Origin of the sequence: Vibrio sp. ER1A (assembly GCF_000733315.1) — a bacterium.
Taxonomy (GTDB): domain Bacteria; phylum Pseudomonadota; class Gammaproteobacteria; order Enterobacterales; family Vibrionaceae; genus Vibrio; species Vibrio mediterranei.
On the sequence record NZ_JPJA01000053.1, the window covers coordinates 1 to 1,807 of the forward strand.

Genomic DNA, 1,807 nt, shown 5'->3' on the forward strand with positions numbered 1-1,807 from the left:
TCAAAAACAGAACCCATTGAAGCGGGTGAGATGAGTCCCACTCAACCGCCGCTGCGCGTGTGTCCCGCCACGATTGCTGCGGGAGGTCCGGCAGGGTCGAGGCGGCCGGGAGCGCTTAAAGACGCGCAGGGTAACGCAGTGTCTGGCAAGACAGTGGTGCTGGGTGCAACCGGTGTGAGTGGTGTAACTGTCGGAGCGACGACGGAAACCGCAACGAGTGGTACGTATACGGCGACGCTAACCGCGGGTAACACCGCTGGCGTGGCGACGACCACAGTGACGGTGGACGGTGAATCGTTCGCAGTCGCCTCACAGACAGTAACGATTGAAGCAGGACAACCAAATGCCGAAGGAAGTACATTTGTGTCCTCTGCCGAGGGGCTCATTGGAAACAATATTGACAACTCGACATTAACTTTTAGGTTGCGTGATGCACATGGTAATCCGGTTAGTAGCACTGATACTATTTCTTTCGCAACTATTCCTGTGGAAGATGTGAATATTGATCAAATCAACAATGATGACTCAGAAAATGGTGTATTTACAGCTAGGCTTCGAGCAGGAGCTGAAGGAGCTGTCCGTATCACAGCGACTGTAGGAGACATTTCGAAAACTATTAGTGTTTCATTTGAGGCCCTAGGGAACCTTAGCTTGAGCACTACTTATGACGGTACTACTTATAATGCAGGGGAGACCATTAGCCGTGCTCCTGCTAATGTAAGTACGGACCCTGACTGGGATATGACATTTACTCTGTCTGGAAGTGGTGTAGCTGATGAAGAATATTGTCTTATCTACCTCCGGACGACTCCTGGTAACAGTTTTACTGAGTGGGCACGTTTGGGTTGTGTTACTGCTGGTTCTGATGGTCGTTTAAACAACGTTGACAGGACACATGATTATTGGCCTAGCGGTGGAACTTATGAATACGCTATTGGGCGTGTGACTGGGCCCAATAGCGTATCGCGAGTATCTCAAAGAATATTTATAAATGTTAGGTAAAACTAGGTTTATTATTTAGAGCTGTTAGTTATGCACCCTCTATCAAAATTTTAAGTAGAGGGTGTTTTTATTCTGAGTTTTGTATGCTCAATTCTAAATTCACCGTATATGTTCAATTTATTTTGATAACAATATGATGTGCTTGTTACTTAAAGTTTTTCAATTGTGAATTTTCTGTGTTGAGTAGCTACATAAAGTAAGAGTTATATTTACTTCTTAGATTATAAAATGCAAATAATTTTATTTTGGCTATATTTAATCGCTGGAATATTTACTGGTCGACTTGAGTTGATTAATAGTTCAACTAAAAGCTTTATGGCAAAAATGACTTTCATTGTTTTAAATAATTTTTGTTAGTTCTACAGAGTGAAGATAGTCTAAACTAAAAACAACAAACCTAAATTACTAAAATGTTTGGTTAACTTGTTTGTGATACATTTATACTGTATTGGGTGGTGATTAATTTCTCTGTTGGAACCTATCTCATTATGCCGTGAAAGATAATATTTCTGTGGGGAATTAATATTTACTACGGTTAAAAATATGAGATATCATGATCAATGGATATTCGTTCAGATTGTAGAGTTGGTATTATACTTGGTTGTGGAATTTTGGTATGATTGATAATGTTAACATAACAAAAAAGGATAATGAGCAGTTTATGATTTTATTGGAGGAATAATGTTTAAATCTAAGGTGAACTTAATGTTTTTACTTATGAAAATGTCTAAGAAAAACAAGTTTTAGCTGATGAGTGCTATACTAGTTAATCCTTAGTACTCACTCATTGACAAACATACATTTT

The 1,807-nt window shown here is 39.8% G+C and carries 1 protein-coding gene; it reads left to right on the plus strand.

Annotated elements, in window-relative coordinates:
• Positions 1-1,002 (plus strand): Ig-like domain-containing protein (locus tag HW45_RS04380; RefSeq protein WP_038225158.1); only part of this gene is annotated, 1,002 nt, incomplete at its 5' end.
• Between the last annotated feature and the right edge of the window lie 805 nt (positions 1,003-1,807).